Source organism: Paenibacillus polysaccharolyticus (genome assembly GCF_900102085.1).
Lineage (GTDB): Bacteria > Bacillota > Bacilli > Paenibacillales > Paenibacillaceae > Paenibacillus > Paenibacillus polysaccharolyticus.
Genome location: NZ_FMVM01000012.1, coordinates 149,906 through 167,309 on the forward strand (window position 1 = coordinate 149,906; position 17,404 = coordinate 167,309).

The following is a 17,404-nucleotide window of genomic DNA, read 5'->3' on the forward strand; positions in this document are numbered from 1 at the left end:
TACATTTTGCTACAACCCTACTGGTGCGTTCTCGTGTGACCTCGTTCATGCATGAGACTAGATCGCTCCTGAAAACGGACGGTCCGCTTCGACCTTGCACAAGACCTGTCTAGCGTTACTGATAAATAAGGGCTTCGTTTCTCGTTTCTCTGCCCTCTTTGCCTCACCTCCTTTCCTATCTCTCCGTTCTTTCCTTCGGCTATGCAACTATACGGCAATCGGGGCTCCCCAATGTGGAGAACCCCTGAATCACTTGCTTTAACTTGAAGTGCTAAGTTGTAATTTATGTTGCTTGTTATTCAAATTTGCCATAGAAAGCGTTGCGATACACATCGGCAAGTTCAGTGACCAGCGGCAGTTTTGGATTCGCTGTTGTACATTGGTCTTCGAAGGCGCGATCTGCCAAGTAGTCTACACGCGATTCGAAGTCTTTCGCGTCAAATCCGATTTCTTGGAACGATTCCTCGATGCCCAGTTTTTTGTTCAGATCACGGATGGCTTTGATCAAGCTGTTCACGCCTTCTTCGGTTGTGCGTGCTGGTAATCCGAGAATACGTGCGATTTCGGCGTACCGCTCATCTGCCACAAAGTGCGAATATTTCGGGAACGATGCAAATTTCGTCGGTTTTTTCGCATTGTAACGAATAACGTGTGGTAATAAGATGGCATTGGTGCGTCCATGTGCAGTGTGATATTGACCGCCCCATTTATGCGCCAAGCTGTGGTTAATGCCCAGGAACGCGTTGGCAAAAGCCATACCGGCAATCGTGGAAGCATTATGCATTTTCTCACGTGCCAGTTTGTCACCTTGCAGTGACGATTGCTCCAGGTATTGGAACACCAGTTGGATGGCTTTGATTGCCAGACCGTCTGTGTAGTCATTTGCCATAACGGATACGTACGCTTCAATCGCGTGAGTCAATACGTCCATACCGGTGTCGGCTACTGCGACTCTTGGCAAGCTGTATACGAACTCTGGATCTACAATCGCTACGTCTGGTGTCAATTCATAGTCAGCGAGCGGATATTTGGTGTTGCCATGCTCTTTATCCGTAATTACCGCAAACGATGTGACTTCCGAACCTGTACCTGATGTTGTCGGGATGGCTACGAATTTCGCTTTTGATCCGAGTCTTGGGTATTTGTAAATCCGTTTACGGATATCCATGAATTTTTGTTTCAGGTTGTTGAACTCTGTATCCGGATATTCATAGAACAACCACATCGCTTTGGCAGCATCCATTGGTGACCCGCCGCCGAGTGCGATAATACAGTCTGGTTGGAAGCGTTCCATCATGGCTGTACCGCGGTCTACTGTTGTTGTTGATGGATCTGGCTCAACTTCTGAGAAAACTTCAATCGCTACCGGTGTCTGACGTTGACGCAGATAATGCTCTACTTTTTCCACATATCCGAGTTTGACCATCATGGCATCTGTAATAATCGCTACGCGAGTAATGTCCGGCATTTTGGCAAGGTATTGAGTTGCCCCTTTTTCGAAGTAGACTTTGTTCGGCACTTTGAACCATTGCATATTCACGGTACGGCGAGCCACCCTTTTCACATTGATTAGGTTCACAGCAGTTACGTTGGAAGATGTCGAGTTACGTCCATACGATCCACAACCCAGTGTCAACGATGGCATGTTGGTATTATAGATATCTCCGATTGCGCCATGTGTTGAAGGGGAGTTCACGATAATCCGTCCGGTTTGCAGGCGATCCGCAAATTGATTGATCACTTCTTCATTGTTCGAATGAATGACAGAGGAGTGACCCATACCACCAAAAGCAACCACTTCTGCCGCACGCTCAATACCATCTTTTGCAGATTTAACTTTGTAACATGCCAGCACCGGACTCAATTTCTCTGCAGACAATGGGAATTTGGTGCCTACACCTTCAATCTCGGCTACCAGAATTTTAGTGCCTGCCGGTACTTCAATGCCGCACATTTTAGCAATGTTCACAGCGGACTGACCTACGATAGTCGGGTTAACCGCACATTTCTCTGCGTTGATTGCACCTGCTGTCAATTTGGCTGCCTCTTCTTTGTTCACAAAGTAACAGCCGTTCGTAATCATTTTCTTTTTCACTTGATCGAAGATGGGTTCTTCAATAATGACCGCTTGTTCGGACGCACAGATCATACCGTTGTCAAAAGACTTCGACAGAATCAAATCCGTTACCGCCTGGTTGATATCTGCACTTTTCTCGATAAAGCAAGGCACGTTACCTGGTCCTACGCCCAGTGCCGGTTTACCACAGCTGTACGCTGCCCGTACCATCGCTGATCCGCCTGTCGCCAAGATGAGAGCCACATCATTGTGATTCATCAATGCGTTCGTACGATCCATGGATGGATCATCAATCCATTGGATACAGTCGGCTGGAGCACCGTTTTTCACAGCAGCTTCAAGCAAAATTTTCGCGGCCTCGCGGCTACAGTTCTGTGCGGAAGGGTGGAAACCAAAGATGATCGGGTTACGTGTTTTGATGGCAATCAGTGCTTTAAACATCGTTGTTGATGTCGGGTTGGTTACCGGTGTGATCCCCATGATAATACCAACTGGCTCCGCAATTTTCTGGAAGCTGTCATACTCGTTGTCTTCAATAACGCCTACTGTTTTTTCATATTTAATGCTGTTATAAACATACTCTGTGGCGAATATATTTTTAATAATTTTATCTTCATATACACCGCGTCCGGTTTCTTCCACGGCCATTTTGGCGAGCATCATATGTTTATCCAGTCCCGCAAGCGCCATTGCCTGCACAATCCGGTCTATTTGCTCCTGATCCATGGACATGAATGCTGCATGTGCTTTGTTCGCTTTATCAATTAACGTTTGAATATACTGACCTGCTGTCGGTTCTTTTGTTGGGGCGACTTCATTTTTTACAGCCATCTCCCTCATCCTCCTAAAGGTTCGTATTGGTTTGTCTCTCTTCTTTACATGCACATCGTACCATGGGGAAAAGATATATTATGTGATTTTTTTCACAAAGTATGACAAATTTTAGTTAAGTTTTTAACATCCCCTTAGAAGTCATATTTCAGTTTCTATTTAAAATAGTAGACCAACAGCCTCATCCTTCCCCTCGAAAAGTGAATTTAATCACAATGTTTGAAATTTCGCCATTTTTAAATGCTTTCCATGCCCCTCAAACGGTAAGATTAGGTATATACTGAACTTAAAAATTGAACCACCGCAATTTGTACCGTACCTCCACACGGCCGAGATGCCCAGATCAGGATGGCACAGTTTGCGGCGAACCTCGGGGGCAACATGTAGCTGCACTCGCCAGACCGGGGAGATAAAGGGGAGATCAACGTATGGGAGAACTAACAAACGTACTGGAAAAACGCGGAAACACCAACTGTTTCTCGGAAGTGAATTTTAATCATCTGCTCGTAACGATGAAAGACCGAACTTACCCGGAAGGAACACATCTGTACTGGGAAGGTGACGTCTCTGACAAACTTTATTATATGAAACGGGGACGTGCACAGATCACAAAATCCACCGACGAGGGCAAGGAACTGATCATGTACATGTACCAGACAGGCGATATGATTGGTCAGGCCGATCCTTTCTTTGGCTCCAGACACAGCTTCTCGGCGGAAGTACTGGAGGACAGCGAGATTGGTGTGCTGGAACACAAGGACCTGGAAATGTTGATCTGTCAGCATTGTGACTTTGCGATTGATTTCATGAAGTGGATGGGCATTCATCATCGTTTGACTCAAACAAAGTTCCGAGATCTAATGTTGTACGGTAAACCTGGGGCACTCTGTTCTACCTTGATCAGGCTGTCCAATTCGTATGGAGAGGCGCACGGAGATCATGTGATGATTCATAAAAAAATTACCCACACGGATCTGTCCAATATGATTGGCGCTACCCGTGAAAGTGTAAACCGCATGCTCAGTGACCTTCGCAAAAAAGATGCCATTGAATATGACAATGGTATGATTGTGATCAAAGACCTGAAAATGTTGCAGGGCATTTGCCACTGCGAATTGTGCCCGAATGAAATTTGCCGCATTTGACGTCATGTTAAATGAATAGCTTGACCTCAGGTAGCGGGCCTTTCACTTGCTGTCACGACTGTTTAAAGAGTTCATCATACAGTAAAAAGCCCAAATTTGATTATTATCAACATTGGGCTTTTCGTATTTCCTTGTATGTGCTCAGGATGCGTTGACAAGTTCAAGCTTCACCGCATCCCGTGGATTTAATTTCATATCCAATCCATTCTCCATTAACTCTTTATCATTGACCTTGATTACCCAGCGCTGATTCGTCCGAGGCATAACATTCTCAACGGCAACAACAAACTTGTTATTCTCCGACAGACGCACAACTCCACTGGATTTTAATACGTCACGAACAGTGCATTCTTGCACATAAATACCGGCATACTGCCGATTCAGATTTGGTTCCACGCTACCACCGCTCACTTTAAGCAGGGTTGTCTGATATGCGACACCTTCTCCCCCGCTGTCAGCAGCTTTGACGTATATAATGACTTCATCCTTAGCATGAAGCTCGGTATCCCACTTTTCTGGAGCAATATCCTTACCGTTCAGCTTCACTGCCCAACTCAGAGACGAATCAAGAGAAACCTCACCCACAGACTGGATCCGTTTTCCGTCTGCCGTAAAATCAACCAGCCCGCTGTTCAGCAAAGCTTTTTTGAGCGTCAAGCCTTCACTGAAATCTCGCTTGATGGACTTCGTCGCATCAGGTAAAAAAGTACTGCCATCAATGGCAACCGTAATCGTATTGGCTGAATCTTTCTCTGAGACAACCGGCTGTTCGGAAGGCTGTGTCTCTCTGGTACACCCCGTCAAAATGACGAGAACAAGCATACATAGACCTATGTAACCGGGAATTTTCTTCATCATGTAGGTAACACCACCCTGCGTAAAATCATTCACCCTGTTGTCCATACCCTTTATTATGGCACATTCTTTGATAAAAAACAGTGTCAAAGCCGTTACTTTTGTCCTTTCCCTGTCTAAGCACCTACCATCAAAAAAGGGAGAGCCTGCAAGCAGACCCTCCTTATACTGCATTAGCCATACGTTTGACCCGACCACTATTGAACAAAAGCCTGCATGTAGGTACGACCTCCGTCGCCGTCCTTCACATAGGGATTAAGGCCAAACGTCTGAGTATCGGATACAAAAACACCAGTAAGCAAACGACCTTCAAGTAATGCACCGTCTACCTGTACGCAGCAGGACGGAGCATCTACGTATTCCTGATACAACGGAATATGACCGTAGGGCTGATGAATTTTGAACACTTTGCCCTGCTCATGCAATGGGCGATCCGAGAAATACGTCGGAACAATATATCGTGCAATAACTTCTAGTTCTTCCGCAGTGTAGAACGGCTCATCACCAAGCCAAGGTGCAAACATACGGATTTTTTCGTATTGTGACCAAACCACGGCCTGAATGAGCATTTCGATCTGAACCAATTTCCCGTTTCCGGCCTTCAGACAGAGCCGGTCATTGTAAGTTTGTTGTTTTGCATGAGACACACGATCTGGTAACCGCAGTTCACAGCCGATACATTTCCAGCCACTAGGCGCTTGGATCCATTTTTGCAGCACCGCCGGAGACGATCCTGAGCCAGCGCTGTTCATCCAATCCACGTCTGTGTGGACAGGATTATTACTACCCGAAGGTGAATCAACCGAGCGTTTGAACAGTTCTGCCGTTTTCTGATAAATCAGATGAACCTGAATGGATGCGCTCTCAAGTTCTGCAATATCTTGTTTGCCGTAGCGTATTTCACGGGATAAGCTTTCTTCTCTCATGACAAGTGGCCTCCTTCGCTCCGGCCGTCTGCGGCCATTTTCTATAGATTATACTACATCTGATGACAACATGTGCAACGGATAAGCGAAAAAGTCCCATGTAAGCTGTCACATAAGACAAAAAACTCTTGATTTCACTGGAAATCAAGAGTTTCTGTACTTTCTGCACACAGCATCAGCTGGTTATTCTACCCAGTGCTCGGCCCAGTCTTGAATTTGACTCATTACAGGCTGTAACGCCTTGCCCTTCTCGGTCAACTCATACTCAATTCGCACTGGCGTTTCCGGGTACACATGACGCACCAGAATACCTTCGCTCTCCAGGTCTTTCATCCGTTCAGACAACATCTTGTCGCTCATGGATGGTATCAGATTGGAGATGTCTTTGAATCGCTTTGAACCACTCATTAACGTTTGAATAATCAACCCATTCCAGCGCTTGCCCAAAAAAGAAAACGCCGTCTCAAAGCGCGGACACATCCGCATATCTTGATCTTCCACTTTTATCACCTCTTTAGAGATCACTCAACTTACGTTTTGTTAGTATATTTCATAATAACACATTTGAGCTTTAAAGAAAACGTCTGCCGCAAAAAACTTTACATTAAAAAAACAAAACTCAATACTGTCGATACAGTATACCTTCAGTATACAACACGTTATGGCAGGTAACCATGGGAAATATCGTTTAACAACTGATATCCTTATATTACCCAAAAAGAACCCTTCTACCACAGTCAGACGACCTGGAGAAGGGTTCCCGGTATTACCGTATTACCTAATCAATTTTAATGATGAATATCCATGAGTAAAGCTAAAGCTTCTGCGGCTTAGACCAGCACGCCACCAATTGGTCTTACGGGTTCGCTCTTGCCGTATTGCGGCTTCGAGCTGCGGGCAGGGTAAGCCCATTTTATAGCGTTGCTGATCACTTTCAAGATTTCCGGATTGTAATACGTGGGGTACGTTTCATGTCCGGGCCGGAAATAAAAGATTTTGCCTTCGCCGCGACGGAACGTGCATCCACTGCGGAATACCTCTCCGCCTTGGAAATTGCTCACGAACACCAGCTCATCCGGTACTGGAATATCGAAGAATTCACCGTACATCTCTTCTTTTTCCAATACGATCTTGGCGTCGATGCCTTCTGCAATCGGGTGAGACGGATTGACACACCACACGATCTCCTGCTCATCTGCTACACGCCACTTGAGATCACAGCTTGTGCCCATTAACGCTTTGAAAGGCTTCGAGAAATGACCCGAATGGAGCACAATCATACCCATACCGTTCAATACACGTTGCACTACCTTCTGTACAATCTCGTCGCTAACGCGATCATGTGCCATATGTCCCCACCATATAAGCACATCTGTGGAATCCAGTACCTCATCACTCAAACCGTGTTCAGGCTGATCCAATGTAGCTGTACGAATCGCAAATCCCTCGCCGCCAAGTCCGTCAGCAAGTGCACGGTGCAGACCGTCCGGATATACTTCTTTTACTTCATCATGTATTTTCTCATGGACAAACTCATTCCAAATGGTGACGTTAATCATATTCAATTTCCCCCTAGTATAGCTCTAAACCCACCACATATCGCCCAGCGGTTCCTCGATCAATACTTGCTGGAGATTTTGTACGGCTTTAGAGAATCCTTCTTCAACCGACATCAGACCGTCTTCATGTTCAATACTTACCACATAATCATATCCAACCAGACGCAGGGCACTCATAATGTCCGCCCACGTTTTGTTATCATGTCCATAACCCACGGAGCGGAACTGCCAAGCACGATCCAACATGTTCGTGTAATCCTGCATATCTGTTACCCCGTGTTTATTCACGTTCACCGGATCAATTGTTGTATCTTTGGCATGGAAGTGATGAATTGCATTTTCACGACCCAAAATGTGAATCGCTTGAACCGGATCAATGCCTTGCCACCACATATGGCTTGGGTCAAGGTTCGCACCAATGACTTCGCCTGCGGCTTCACGCAGTCTTAGCAACGTTGCAGGTGTGTGCACGGAGAATCCACCGTGCAGCTCCAGACCTACTTTTACATTACGATCCGCAGCAAATTTGCCCCACTCCGTCCAGTAAGGGATCACTTTGTTTTCCCATTGCCATTTCAAAATTTCTTGAAAATCATTAGGCCACGGTGCCACAGGCCAGTTTGGATACTTCGCATCCTCATGGTCTCCCGGACAGCCGGAGAATGTATTCACAACAGGTACTTCCAGCTTTTCAGCCAGCTCTACCGATTTTACGAAATCATCATGGAAGCCTTTTGCAATGTCTTTTTGCGGATGCAACGGGTTGCCGTGACAGCTAAGAGCGCTGATCGTCAGACCGCGTGATTCCACCGCATTTTTGAAGTTTTTAAGTGCTGTAGGATTGCTTAACAATTCATCTGGCTTACAATGAGCGTTCCCCGGGTGTCCACCTGTTCCGATCTCTACTGCTTTAAGTCCCTTGGAAGCTACATAATCAAGGGCATCCTCTAATTTACGTCCACCGAATAGTACCAAAAATACGCCGAGTTTCAAGTGCAATTCCTCCCTGATTTAGATAGTGTATGATTGCTGTGTTTGCTCTCCTATATATGTTGAACCAAATCTTTACACGGAGCACTCCGATGACAGAATGACCTTCCAATCGCTGTTATCCCCAGATTTTTTTGATTCCCTTTGTTAGGGAAAAATCCGGTGATAAAGGCGAGCGCTTCGCTTTTCCAGGTTTTTTCCGTCCTCTCCGTTGCTGTGTAAATAAAATGTTCAAACGATATAGTTTATCAAACCTGTCGCTGTTGCATTTTTGTTCCGTTCTCATGCTTGTTTAGTTATTGTGGAAAAACAAGCATGATTCTATCCCGAAAATTCAACGTTGTCACTCATGGATCTTCAAACTCGAAGCTCCATTATCCATTAATGAGATTCAACTGTTTCATTTTCGGATGGACTGGCATTGGTTGTTACAACGCTGTCATAGGTGCTCTCCAGATGAATGTGCTTGCCTTCAAGAGAAGAACGCTGAAATGCATGCATGGCCTCAAGCACATGATATGCCAGTTTACCACTTGCTTTGTGCTCGCGTCCGGCACGAATGGACTCCACCATCTCGGTTAGTCCAATGCCCCTCTCATTGTGGCCACTTTCGAAGGCTGGCTGAACCGTCTCCCATGTGTCTTGACCATAACGGCGAAGCTTGACTTCTCCATTAAAGAAGTTAGGGTCAGGTACACTAAGCGTGCCAGCGGTACCATAGATTTCGATACGTGGCAGATCAGAAGCTCCGCGGATATCAAAGCTTGTAATCATCGTTACGATGGCTCCATCCGCAAAATCGATCGTTCCAGCCAAGTGGGTTGGTGTTTCGACACGAAGCGTAGTTCCCTCTTTGGGACCTGAACCAACCTTGCGATCAGCAATCTGAATACCTGCGGACGCGCTGATCCGGCGAATCGGACCAAGTAGCGTAATGAGAGCCGTCAAATAATACGGCCCCATGTCAAACATCGGCCCGCCCCCTGCCATGTAAAAAAACTCAGGATCAGGGTGCCATGCCTCCGGCCCCCCGCCCATAAAGAAGGAAGTAGCCGCAATCGGCTTGCCAATCAAACCTTCTTCAATGGCTTTGCGAGCAGTTTGGATGCCTGATCCAAGAAACGTATCCGGCGCAGAGCCAACGTACAGTCCCTTTTCCTCGGCAAGCTCGACTACTTTGCGCCCATCTTCCAGTGAAATGGCCAGCGGTTTCTCGGCATACACATGCTTGCCTGCTTCCAGAGCAGCCAGATCAGTCATCGCATGACTGCCCGGAATCGTCAGGTTCAGCACAAGCTCAATCTCGTCATTTTGTAACAACTCATCTACATTGTAAACGTTTGCGATATTAAATTCATCTGCCCGTTCCTGAGCACGCTCACGGATCAGGTCAGCGACCGCAACAACCTCGATATAAGGATTTGTTTTAAGATTTTCTAAGTAAATCGCACTGATATTACCGCAGCCAATGATGCCTGCTTTCATTTTTTCCACGATGATGTTCATCTCCTTACGCATGTAAGAACCATGTTCATTTGCTTAAAATGCTTGTTGAAACCATAGTTTGTTTATGTTGCTCAACTCTAAGTCTATGGTATTCTGTTTGCGCTTCAATTAAAATGAATAATATGATTGAAACATGAACTATCTGGTCATAATTTTCTAATTCACACAAGGAGTATACCTATGCCAACAGACTTTTCCTGCCAAGTTCTTACAGCTGGCTTTTCATTCCATCGTAAACCTTACAGCATGGTTCAACTGGACGGGGTAAAAAATTACTTGATGCGGCTTCAAACGGATGGACGCTGCCGTGCTCGCATTGATGGCTCCATGTCCAGGGTTGACGCAGGAGACTTGCTTCTTTTTGACCCGGATGAGCCTTATGAACTGAGAATAGACAATGAGTACAATCCTATGGGAGAACGGCTTGTGGAGAGTGGGGACTATCATATTTTCTTCAACGGTTCCTGGGTGGATGAGTGGTGGAAACACCATAAACGGCCGACTCGAATCAAGGTTGAATTGTCCGAGAGTCTGTTAACTTTATTCAGACAGTTGATTCTGGAGCAACGTCGCCTTTCCAATCCTTACCCCGAGATTTCGAGTTATTACATGCGTATATTATGTCTGGAAGTGGATCGATTGTTATCCGAGCATCCAACCCATACGAAAACCAATTATGTTGCTTATGAAATTAAAAATTATATTGAGGAAAATGCTTCTTCTCTATTCAAACTGGAGGATGTGGCAACGCATCTGGGCATCAGCGTCTCACGAGGGGTGCATCTTTTTAAAGAAACGTTTGGCAAAAGCATTATGCAATATACGCTAGATGTGCGTCTTAATATGGCCAGAGAACGGATTATTTTTAGTCCAATGACCCTCGAACAAGTCTCTGAATCATCCGGTTTTAACAATTATACATATTTCCATCGTGTATTCCGTTCCCGGTTTGGCATGTCACCAAAAGAATTCCGCCTGATTCACCGGGAACAGATGTAATGGTGTCGTTAAACGCTGTTGAATGTCAAATTGGTTACCATTTTGGTGATACAGTAGTATACGTCTTATACACTTATTTGCGCGCGGCGATGGCCTCGGACACAACCATAGCGAGGTCTTCGTTGCCAAACATGGAGAGTACACCAAGAACCGTATCGTCTGGAATATCTCCAGCTTCCTCCTTGGATACAATCAGCTTCTGTACCTGTTGCAAACGCTCATTGCTCTGTTGCTCGGGATACGCTTGTCGGTACATCTCTTCCGGGTCCAGCTCGTTATTTACACACCACTGAGCAAAGACCAAGATCATCATCTCTTCTTCCTGCTTATAAGACTCAATGACGGTTTCCTCAATCTGTTTGTTGCGTTCCTTTTGATACTCATCCATGCTTTGTTAGCACTCCTTTACTTTACCTCATTCAACTGTACACTGTATTTACTTATCCGGTAATCAGCTTCTCAGCCAGCTCATGACTGTCCATAACATAACTAGCACTGATCTGGCAGTCATCGGGTGTATCCAGACAGGCAAGAAAATGATCTACAGCTCCGGCAAAACCTCTGCGTGCCAGTACGGTATCCCAGCTTCCAAATGTCTCTTTTGTATCCAGTTCCCCTTGTTCTGCATAGTAAGCTGTATCCATATTCACGACTTCTACCGATCTTCCTCCGCCGTGCATTTCTACCTTTTCTAGATCAGCGCCTGCGGCACGAATCATTTCGAACCGGGCGAGTGCCGTTTTACCTTGCTTGGCTGTTCCAGCCGCGTGTAGCAAACGATCTTGATCATCTCGGCGAAGCCACTGATGTACAAGCTGTACATCGTTATCTGCGTACCATAACATCAGATCGAGCATATGAATGAGATCATCATAGATGGTCTCAGCGGCTGGGCGATCTTGTAGACCTGTCCGATGTTTGGTCAGGGTGAGTGTTTCGTACCCCTTTCCGCCCTGCATCCATTCTTTTGCCTTTAGATACATCGGTGCGAATCTGCGGTTAAATCCAACAGCGAGTAGCAAGCCCTGTGCTTCTGCGAATGCAGTCATCTCTTCAGACTCCCGCAAGGTATAGGACAATGGCTTGTCTACATACACGGCCAGTCCCTTCTCCAGACATGCCATCACAATCTCGAAATGAGATTCTGTTGCCGTATGTACAAATACCGCATCCAAATCCCAGGACAGCAGCTCTTTCAGATCGGTTGTGCCCCGCTCAATGCGATGCGCCTGACCAATCTTCTCTACTGGTTCAGGTGACCGGTTCATAATACCAACAATCTCTACTTGCGGATGGGCCGTGAGCAGTGGCAAATATACTTTACGTGCGATTCCCCCGAGTCCGATGATTGCAATTCGGGTGCGCTTGATCGTTTCCATGATGAGCATTCCACCTTCAGCTATATTCATTCGTCAGCCTTCATTTGTAATCCGGCCTATGACTTTCTCCGTCCTATAGTGTAACCTCTCCGCCTCTAACTTGCCAGTGATCCGAAGTAATAGCTGTCTACATTGTTCACGAGATGGCCTGTCGTGGTAAACTTATAAAGGATAGCAGAACCGGATGAGACTCTGAGTCTCCAAGGATCTGAATTGAAAGGAGCGTTTGGCTTTTGCGAAAATGGTTTTGGCTCCTCGTTTATGTTTTACTTGCCGGAGTCACGTTTATTTACAGATATGAACTGCTGGCATGGGCCGAGGATCATCAGTCCATTCCGCTGTTACTTTCTTTGGCAACACTGTTTGCCCTTGTACCTGTTATTCCCTACAAATTTGTTATTATTGCTTTCGGATACAGCTACGGTATAACCATGGCTGCATGGATATGCTGGCTCGGCACAACGCTTGCGGCAATCCTCGTCTATGCTGGTGCAAGAACTATTTTTCGGGAACAGGCTCGGGGTTATCTTGAACGTATCCGTGGATTGAATCGGTTCACGGCCTGGATGGAGGCACATCCGTTCATGGGTGTGATGACGATGCGTTTACTGCCCGTGGTTCCCCAGATGGCTGTTAACATCTATGCCGGCATTACGTATACCCCCTTCTGGGTGTTCTTGGCCGCGACAGCGATTGGCAAAATGCCTGCAATCTTTGTATTTGCCTACGCAGGGGCACAGGCCGGTTCATCGATCTGGCTGAGTTTGGGAGTACTGGCGGGATATATGATTGTTATGGCTATGATTTTCATGTTGTTCCGCTATCGGTCACGTAAAAAGGCTTGAGGCTGTACTGATACAATTTTTCCAGTCTGATTCATGCCTACTTGCGCGATCCCGCTTGGTTGACTTGACCATTCGGGATATAATAGAAGCGTAAGCCTAATATTCATATTTAGAAATTCAAATATAACGATGATAGTTCGAGCCTCTCTTTGAACGGGAGCGGATGTTTTGGGGCAAATGCATGCCATATTGCATAGCCCTGTTCAACTGCAAGCGCCCGATTCTTTCATCAGAAAATCAGAAATGGAGTGAATATAGCATGGAACAACAGTCATTGGAAAAAGCAACATTTGCAGGCGGATGCTTCTGGTGTATGGTATCCCCTTTTGAAGAACTGCCTGGTATTCATAAGATCGTTTCAGGCTATACAGGTGGACATACCGAAAATCCTACGTATGAGGAAGTATGCTCGGAAACAACAGGTCATGTGGAGGCGGTGCAGATCACGTTTGATCCATCCATTTTCCCATATGAGAAACTGGTTGAGCTCTTCTGGCAGCAGATTGATCCAACAGATGCCGGTGGACAGTTCCATGACCGCGGATCATCTTATCAGACGGCTATCTTCTACCACAGTGAGGAGCAACGCCAGATTGCTGAAGCTTCCAAAGCTGCACTGGAACAGAGCGGACGTTTTGACAAACCGATCTTCACCCCAATCCTGCCTGCCAAACCGTTCTATGAAGCAGAAGAACATCATCAGAACTATCACCGCAAAAACCCTGCTCATTACAAACGGTACAGCAAAGGCTCAGGCCGTCAGGACTTCATTGAGCGCAACTGGTCGGGTAGTGTGGACAAAAGCGGACTTAAGGAGCGTCTGACTCCGCTTCAATATGAGGTAACACAGAACAATGCCACGGAGCCCGCGTTCCACAACGAATTCTGGGATCATCACGGGGACGGCATCTATGTGGATATCGTATCGGGTGAGCCGCTGTTCAGTTCTACCGACAAATACGATTCGGGATGCGGCTGGCCAAGCTTCACTCGTCCACTCCGAGACTACAACGTGAAGGAAAAAACAGATCTCAGCCACTTCATGATCCGTACCGAAGTTCGCAGCCGTGAAGGGGATTCCCACCTGGGACACGTATTCCCGGATGGCCCTACGGAAGCAGGCGGATTACGTTATTGCATCAACTCCGCGGCACTTCGTTTTGTACCTAAAGAGGATCTGCAAAAAGAAGGCTACGGCGAATACCACGTTTTATTCGAATAAGTCTGGGCGGAAGCAATAAATGTAGCAAAAGTACCCTCTTACTAAGCCAAAAGAGCAATGGGTTGATCCCTTTGCTCTTTTTTATTTGAATTAACATATCGGCTTCGAAACCTTCAAGCCACAGTGTCCGATCTACTTTTTATATCCCCATGATTCAAAATGTTCATTACATCTTTTATCAGGCTTAGTTGGATAGAACTTCTTTCGTTTCTACCTGCTCTCCACTCTCGGCCGTGGCCTCGTGATCATTAAACTGAACTCTTAAACCCGGAATTATGCTCAGAAGCATGATGATGACCGATATCACATACACAAAAATCAAGGAAGTCTGATTCATGATCACACCCGCGAGTGAGGAACCAATCAGCATCGTTCCCATAAATAAGGGCATAATGGTTCCATTCACCCTGCCAATGACGTGCTCATCAATCCGGCTGACCATATAGGAAGAGATAATGATGTTAATAAAAGCAAGACTTATGGAGCTCAGGAACGTCAGACCCATCGTTAACCAGAGCCAACTGGATAGGACCTCACCTAACATTGTAACAGCCAGACACAACAGCCCGATCATTAATGTTTTCGTTTGATTCAACTTGTTGCTGACAGCTGCAGCGATCCCCCCGCCAATGAGCAAACCAAGCCCGGATGCTCCCGACAGAAATTGTAGTGCGGTTTGTTCCAATCCCAATCGTTCCGTAACTAGGAAAATGGCTAGTGGATTGATTAGGCCCGCGGATAGGCCAACACAGCCAAAAACCAGACCCAACATGCGAAGTGAACGAGACTGAGTGACATAATTCCATCCTTCTTTAATATCAGCGAAGAGAGAAGTACCGGTTTCCCGCTTGGCTTGATCCTTGGGCAGAAACGTTAGCAAAATAGCAGAAGCGACAAATAAGATGAGCAACACCGTCATGGATGTTTGAATGCCCATAGCAGTATATATAAAAGTACCTACGATTGGCCCAAAAATGAGGAAAAGGGAGTTTGCACTTTGCGTTACGGCGATTGCTGACTGTACATTCTCCTTTTTGACATTCCGTCTAACTATTTTGACAGATGAGGGTTGAGAGAACTGGCTGACGATGGAGGAAACGAGGGTTGCTGCATAAAGAACCTGCCAGTAACCAGAGCTAAGAATACCCATGATGATGACAATCGATATAGCACTTAGAATGTCTCCGATAATCATCGTTCGTTTGGGATTCCACCGATCTGCAAGCGCACCGCCTATGATGGAAAATATAAAGATTGGAGCATATTCCAGAACAGTAATGAGGGAGATTGCCACCGGGTTTCCTTGCGTCTGATCCATAATGTAATAGAGGATTGCCATATTGCGTATCCATATCGCAAGGTTTTGCAACAAATCTGATCCGGTGATGATAAGAAAAGCTCTGTTTCTGAATAACGTATTCATATTCCATCTCCCTTTTTAAACCGACTGTCCGGTTTATTATTGTTTAAAAAGAAAAACTGATATTTCATCAGTTTGTTCTCATTAACGTTGCTGGATGCCTGTCAGTAAACTACTGATCCCGATATGGTACAGGCGCCGGATTTCTTGCACATCTTTTTCGAAATAAAGTGTACTTAATCCACTAAGCAGGCCGTAAATAATATGCATCATGTCCTGCGGGTTACCCTGTTTAAACTCTCCAGCTTCCATACCTTCCGATAAAATACGCTCGTAGGTCGCATACGGAATCCGAATCAGAGCAAGCATCTCATCCATCATCTCTTGGCTAACCACCTGACCAGAGACAAATTCATTAATCGCATGATTCAGCGGATTCGCCATGTCATCGACATAATGATCAGCGAGTCCGTACAACTTCTCTGTAGCGGTCTTATATTGAGGTTCCTTCTCAAGCCATTCGTCCATCCAGTCTTCGTTGTTCAGCTTGATCAGGTACATAAATAGCTCTTCTTTGCTTTTGAAATGATAATAAATGCTACCTTTGCTTCGATTGTTAATCGTACATATGTCTTCCATCGAAGTGGCTCCATACCCCTTCTGGGCAAAAAGCTCTTTGGTATTACGTACAATATCTTTTTTTATCTGAGCAACGTCTTTTCTCCGTTTGACTTCGATAAATATACCCTCCCTACAAAAAACCGACTATTCGGTCTAATAGTAGCATGCACCCCTAATTTCTGTCAATCGATAGAAGTAAGGCATCCCTTCTCACTCATTCGTAAGCACTGTGAAAAAATGATCACATCATACTTACGATCCAGCCAATCCAGTAGGCCAGAGGAATCAACAGTAACTGCGCCACCAGTGTGCCAAAAAGACGAGAGATCAGCATACAGCCATAAATTTGATTCATGCGATTCAGCCGGATTTCACCACGCAAAGATCGGTCACTCAGGAGTGAAATCCGCGGGTCGACCAGAATTGTAAGCAAAATGGTTGCCATACCGTTAATCAATCCTGTCGACTGAGATGCAGCCACAGCCTGATCCGGGTATAGATACGCTGCGTATAAACTGGACAAAACACCTGTAGTATAGATGGCAGTTACGGCTACATTGAGCAACATTAACCGTCTTGGCATGCCGTGTTGTACCAAACGTTTGGCCATTTCCCAAGATGGCGGAGTGATGTAATACGTTGCATTACGAAGCTTACTCCGCTTCAGAAGTTGCCGGACCATGCCAGGAATGGAACCTGCCGCTTCAAAATGTACAACCATTCGCGATGAGAGTTTGACCATTGTCGGGAAGCAGAGTATGGCTAATGCCGTTCCTACCGTTGCTGCCCCCATCAACCAATGCAGTTGTGCTGCAAAGTGCAGGTTGGCTCCACGAGTGGCGGAGTCCACCAGACTACCGATCATGGGGCCCTGTGCCATATTGGACGTACGAGAGACGAGTAGCAAAATGCCTGCGAGTGATATCGCAAGAGCAATCCGGCGCGTACGCAACCCGCCAAGACGAAGTGCATACGACAAGCTATCTGTTGCATGGATCAGCATCGTAAATATCATTGGAAGAGCGAGACTTAGACTGAACATATGTACGTTCTCCTTTATATTGGTTCTAATGTTTGATTTTATCCAAT

Annotated in this window: 16 protein-coding genes; 4 read left to right on the forward strand and 12 right to left on the reverse strand. The window is 45.9% G+C overall.

The window, feature by feature from the left end; genetic code table 11:
- Nucleotides 1–295 precede the first annotated feature (295 nt).
- The gene (gene adhE, locus BLQ13_RS17915; RefSeq protein WP_090922579.1) at nucleotides 296–2,908 is read right to left on the reverse strand and encodes a bifunctional acetaldehyde-CoA/alcohol dehydrogenase; all 2,613 of its coding nucleotides are present in this window, start codon (nucleotides 2,906–2,908) and stop codon (nucleotides 296–298) included.
- Nucleotides 2,909–3,336: 428 nt separating this feature from the next.
- Between adhE and BLQ13_RS17920 the strand changes: the two genes are divergently transcribed.
- Nucleotides 3,337–4,053: a Crp/Fnr family transcriptional regulator gene (locus tag BLQ13_RS17920; protein ID WP_090922581.1), complete on the forward strand. Its 717-nt coding sequence runs from the start codon at nucleotides 3,337–3,339 to the stop codon at nucleotides 4,051–4,053.
- Between the two features lie 141 nt (nucleotides 4,054–4,194).
- Here the strand turns inward: BLQ13_RS17920 and BLQ13_RS17925 are convergent, their stop codons facing one another.
- The 6 genes from BLQ13_RS17925 to BLQ13_RS17950 all read right to left on the reverse strand — a co-directional run bounded on the left by BLQ13_RS17925 (nucleotide 4,195) and on the right by BLQ13_RS17950 (nucleotide 9,877).
- Nucleotides 4,195–4,911, reverse strand: coding sequence for a hypothetical protein (locus BLQ13_RS17925; RefSeq protein ID WP_090922583.1), 717 nt, complete (start codon nucleotides 4,909–4,911; stop codon nucleotides 4,195–4,197).
- Between the two features lie 194 nt (nucleotides 4,912–5,105).
- Complete coding sequence (locus BLQ13_RS17930) at nucleotides 5,106–5,834, reverse strand: hypothetical protein (protein ID WP_090922585.1); 729 nt, start codon at nucleotides 5,832–5,834, stop codon at nucleotides 5,106–5,108.
- A gap of 183 nt (nucleotides 5,835–6,017) precedes the next feature.
- On the reverse strand, nucleotides 6,018–6,320 hold the full coding sequence (locus tag BLQ13_RS17935; RefSeq protein WP_090922720.1) for a winged helix-turn-helix transcriptional regulator: 303 nt from the start codon (nucleotides 6,318–6,320) through the stop codon (nucleotides 6,018–6,020).
- A gap of 344 nt (nucleotides 6,321–6,664) precedes the next feature.
- A complete protein-coding gene (locus BLQ13_RS17940; protein ID WP_090922587.1) occupies nucleotides 6,665–7,393 on the reverse strand; it encodes a ThuA domain-containing protein in 729 nt (242 codons plus the stop codon).
- A gap of 24 nt (nucleotides 7,394–7,417) precedes the next feature.
- Nucleotides 7,418–8,386 carry a sugar phosphate isomerase/epimerase family protein gene (locus tag BLQ13_RS17945; protein WP_090922589.1) on the reverse strand — a complete coding sequence of 323 codons (969 nt, stop codon included), beginning with the start codon at nucleotides 8,384–8,386 and terminating at the stop codon, nucleotides 7,418–7,420.
- A 378-nt stretch (nucleotides 8,387–8,764) separates the two neighbouring features.
- Nucleotides 8,765–9,877 carry a Gfo/Idh/MocA family protein gene (locus BLQ13_RS17950; RefSeq protein WP_090922591.1) on the reverse strand — a complete coding sequence of 371 codons (1,113 nt, stop codon included), beginning with the start codon at nucleotides 9,875–9,877 and terminating at the stop codon, nucleotides 8,765–8,767.
- Between the two features lie 192 nt (nucleotides 9,878–10,069).
- On the opposite strand from BLQ13_RS17950, the gene BLQ13_RS17955 reads away from it, so the two are divergent.
- Nucleotides 10,070–10,888, forward strand: coding sequence for an AraC family transcriptional regulator (locus BLQ13_RS17955; RefSeq protein WP_090922593.1), 819 nt, complete (start codon nucleotides 10,070–10,072; stop codon nucleotides 10,886–10,888).
- Nucleotides 10,889–10,961: 73 nt separating this feature from the next.
- On the opposite strand, the gene BLQ13_RS17960 is transcribed toward BLQ13_RS17955, so the two are convergent.
- Together BLQ13_RS17960 and BLQ13_RS17965 are read right to left on the reverse strand one after the other, a co-directional pair.
- The gene (locus BLQ13_RS17960) at nucleotides 10,962–11,276 is read right to left on the reverse strand and encodes a hypothetical protein (RefSeq protein ID WP_090922595.1); all 315 of its coding nucleotides are present in this window, start codon (nucleotides 11,274–11,276) and stop codon (nucleotides 10,962–10,964) included.
- 52 nt (nucleotides 11,277–11,328) lie between these two features.
- Complete coding sequence (locus BLQ13_RS17965; RefSeq protein ID WP_090922722.1) at nucleotides 11,329–12,267, reverse strand: Gfo/Idh/MocA family protein; 939 nt, start codon at nucleotides 12,265–12,267, stop codon at nucleotides 11,329–11,331.
- Nucleotides 12,268–12,500: 233 nt separating this feature from the next.
- On the opposite strand from BLQ13_RS17965, the gene BLQ13_RS17970 reads away from it, so the two are divergent.
- Nucleotides 12,501–13,112, forward strand: coding sequence for a TVP38/TMEM64 family protein (locus BLQ13_RS17970; RefSeq protein WP_167375776.1), 612 nt, complete (start codon nucleotides 12,501–12,503; stop codon nucleotides 13,110–13,112).
- A gap of 259 nt (nucleotides 13,113–13,371) precedes the next feature.
- Nucleotides 13,372–14,334 carry a peptide-methionine (S)-S-oxide reductase MsrA gene (msrA, locus tag BLQ13_RS17975; RefSeq protein WP_090922599.1) on the forward strand — a complete coding sequence of 321 codons (963 nt, stop codon included), beginning with the start codon at nucleotides 13,372–13,374 and terminating at the stop codon, nucleotides 14,332–14,334.
- Between the two features lie 184 nt (nucleotides 14,335–14,518).
- Here msrA and BLQ13_RS17980 read toward each other — a convergent pair whose 3' ends face one another.
- The 3 genes from BLQ13_RS17980 to BLQ13_RS17990 all read right to left on the reverse strand — a co-directional run bounded on the left by BLQ13_RS17980 (nucleotide 14,519) and on the right by BLQ13_RS17990 (nucleotide 17,357).
- Nucleotides 14,519–15,757 (reverse strand): MFS transporter, encoded by a 1,239-nt coding sequence (locus BLQ13_RS17980; protein WP_090922601.1) that lies wholly within the window; start codon nucleotides 15,755–15,757, stop codon nucleotides 14,519–14,521.
- Between the two features lie 81 nt (nucleotides 15,758–15,838).
- Complete coding sequence (locus BLQ13_RS17985; RefSeq protein ID WP_244159370.1) at nucleotides 15,839–16,432, reverse strand: TetR/AcrR family transcriptional regulator; 594 nt, start codon at nucleotides 16,430–16,432, stop codon at nucleotides 15,839–15,841.
- Between the two features lie 124 nt (nucleotides 16,433–16,556).
- Entirely contained in the window at nucleotides 16,557–17,357 is an 801-nt protein-coding gene (locus BLQ13_RS17990) for a lipid II flippase Amj family protein (protein WP_090922603.1), read from the reverse strand.
- Nucleotides 17,358–17,404 lie beyond the last annotated feature (47 nt).